Below are 2874 nucleotides of genomic sequence, written 5' to 3'. Positions count from 1 at the left end.
GGTAATTTCTGCCTAAATCATATAAATCAACGCCATTAGATGTTATTTTGGGAGAATATCTTGCACCAAACTCATAAGAAAAATCACTGAGGTTACGTGCAACAGATTTAGCTGTCAAACCTACACCCGTTACAGCCAGAGTATCTCCAACTGCTTCCATTGCACCACGTGCAATAAATTGCGCTTCATCACCTAAATGCTCACCAACTTTGTTATAGCCCCATTCCATACCTTCATTAATAGTTCTGCCAACTGCTTGTAGGTTTTCACTGTTAGATAAAATTTCTTGGGATGATTCGCGCACGTCAACCTTATAATTTTCTACTGCACCATCACGAATTTCTCGCATCGCAGTGATGCCTTCATCAAGGCTTCCTTCTTTAATGCCATGATAAGCACCTAAAGTAGCTGCGCCAATATTCATTCCAATTTTTGTACCTGTATTTAAACCATCAGCTACAGCAACTTCTACAAAAGCATCAACGGTTCTGGCTGTATCACTAATAGATTCTGTCACACTATCCCACACACCAACTTTATAATCATCTGGATTATCTTCAAGCTTAATGGCATTTGGCATGGTTTCAGATAGATCATCCAATGTCGTTTGAACCTTATCGTAATCTCTTTCATTCAATACCAAATCAAATTCAGGGTGATTATCTAAATAAGCCTGTTGCTCATCAGGTGTGCGATCTAATATTTCATACAGATTTAGCCTTTGTGAAAGTAATGAGTCAGCTCGATCATTATCCGCTTGAGTGATCTCGTGAGATTGTTCCCAATAACCTTCCACTTGTCGCGTTGCATTAATATCAGATAATTCTTGATTAACTTCATGGATACGACTGATGTAAATTTCTCTGATTTCATCAATCTTCTCTTGGCTGATTTCTAATTTTTCTTGGCGAGTTAATTCACGATCATCGTGATTAAGAGTTGGATTTAAATCTTCTTGTCTAGCATCCTGTTGTCTTTCATCAACAATAGGTCGTTCTTCCACCGGTCTTTCAAGTTGAGGTTCAATTTCAGGCTGTTTTGCTGTACGTTCTAATTCATGCCCTGCAACCATTGCTGCAGTTTCAAGTTTAACTGATTCTAGATGATCTCGGCTTTGTTCAACCACTCTATTCAACTGTTCATCAATCTTTTGAGGGTAACGTTGCATTTCAGGCAACTGATTTTCTAGTAGCTACTGAAAATGATCAGTTCTAACATCCGCAATCAATAAACTTCGGGCTAAATCATCGTGAGTTAATGGTTGCTCATACAAAGATGGATAAGGCTCTGGAATTTGCCCTGTGAGCTTATTCCATACACCCATTAAGCCTTGGCTTGCTTGTTCTATTTTAATTTCTCGCATGAGGATATCTCTATCCCTCTGATCAGTGGCAATGCGTACCATATCCTCTAAATGGCCTTTATCTTTCACTAAAACTTCATGTTTTTGTTCAAAATTTTGTAATTCACTCAATTTTTCACGAACTTCTATGGGCTTTTCAAAGCCTTCTTTATCTAACTCTATCTGTAAGGAACGCCCATTACAACGAGCCAAGACTAAATTACGATCAGGGTCATACTCCAACTCTTGAATATTTGCGGGGTTACCTGTTTTGATAAAGGCAAATTCACTGATTTCACGTTTAATAAAATCTAGCTCTGTTTCAGACAAACACTGTAGTGATATATCTGATAATGCATCAACTTTTTCTAAACCACGATCAAGGCTAATGGTATCTTTTTGGAGTTCCAATTCACGGCTTAATTCTCTTGCACGTTCTTGTTCAAGTCGCAAAGCCCGTTCATCATTGGATGGGCCATCACGATCAAGTTCTAACTCCAATCCCATAAAATTCTCCTAACCATTATTTGTATTTATTTATCAGCTAATTATAGGCAAAGAATTTTATCATAATTTAAAACTAAAAAGGGGCAACCCAATAAATTAGGGCTAATTCAAATTATTTAGTCAATGTGATCATGTATTAATGCACAAAAGTGCACAGTTTATAGGAATCAGTGATCCATTAAACTAAAATATACACAAATAAATAATCTATTAGTCAATCATCTAATTATTTGAATTGTATAAATTAGATCCTGCCTTGATTAAAGAACCCACAATTTGAAGATGATATTTCTTCATAAAATAATGTAGCCCATTTGTTGCAAATTCATTTTACTCGTGTATAAATATAAATGTCCTTGTTGCATGCAACATGTTAGATAAAAATTTTGATTCAAATATTAAGCTTCATATAAAACTAAAAAACCTAATCACACACTTTGTAGCAAACCAAACGGCTTAATGCCATTGACTGCAAACGTATAGGAGGAATTATGAATAAAAAGATATCATCCATGGATGTATTATTCTTAGCCATGGGCGCTATGCTCGGCTGGGGCTGGGTAATTTTATCCGGCGATTGGGTTGCAACCGCTGGTTTCATGGGTGCAACAGTCGCATTCGCAGGTGGTGGATTATTGATCATCTGTATTGGTTTAACTTATGCAGAATTAGCAACAGCAATCCCTGAAACAGGCGGTGGCGTTGCATTCGTACAACGTGCGTACAACAACAAACCTTTATCATTCTTAGCAGGTTGGTCAGTATTATTTGGCTATATGTCAGTAATCGCTTTCGAAGCTGTAGCATTACCAACTGTTATTGATTACATCACACCAATTCAGCATCACGTAAGATTGTGGAATATCGCAGGTTCTGAAATCTATTTAACATGGGCATTGATTGGCTCAGTGGGCGCATTATTCTTAGGTGCTTTGAACTATCGTGGTATTCGTTCAGCAACAATCTTCCAAACCGTATTCACAATCGCAATCGTAGCTGTAGGTGTTTTATTAATCTTCGGTGCT

Annotated in this window: 3 protein-coding genes; 1 reads left to right on the top strand and 2 read right to left on the bottom strand. The window is 37.3% G+C overall.

All coding sequences use genetic code 11. The annotated features are described in order from the left end of the window. Together BZK16_RS13730 and BZK16_RS13725 are read right to left on the bottom strand one after the other, a co-directional pair. A partial coding sequence (locus BZK16_RS13730) for a hypothetical protein (RefSeq protein WP_143691198.1) occupies positions 1-1168 on the bottom strand: 1168 nt, incomplete at its 3' end. 24 nt (positions 1169-1192) lie between these two features. Further along, positions 1193-1849, bottom strand: a complete 657-nt coding sequence (locus BZK16_RS13725) for a hypothetical protein (protein WP_077929449.1) — start codon at positions 1847-1849, stop codon at positions 1193-1195. Positions 1850-2361: 512 nt separating this feature from the next. Between BZK16_RS13725 and BZK16_RS13720 the strand changes: the two genes are divergently transcribed. Beyond that, on the top strand, positions 2362-2874 hold a 513-nt coding region (locus BZK16_RS13720), incomplete at its 3' end, for an amino acid permease (protein ID WP_143691199.1).

Origin of the sequence: Wohlfahrtiimonas populi, from assembly GCF_002006795.1 — a bacterium.
In the GTDB taxonomy this organism is placed as follows: Bacteria; Pseudomonadota; Gammaproteobacteria; order Cardiobacteriales; family Wohlfahrtiimonadaceae; genus Wohlfahrtiimonas; species Wohlfahrtiimonas populi.
The sequence above is the reverse complement of the archived record's forward strand: the minus strand, read 5'-3'. Positions and strand labels throughout refer to the sequence as shown.

What these genes read in the sequence shown, in the direction of transcription:
- BZK16_RS13725 (WP_077929449.1), bottom strand. Translation starts at nt 1,849, where the DNA reads ATGGGATTGGAGTTAGAACTTGATCGTGATGGCCCATCCAATGATGAA.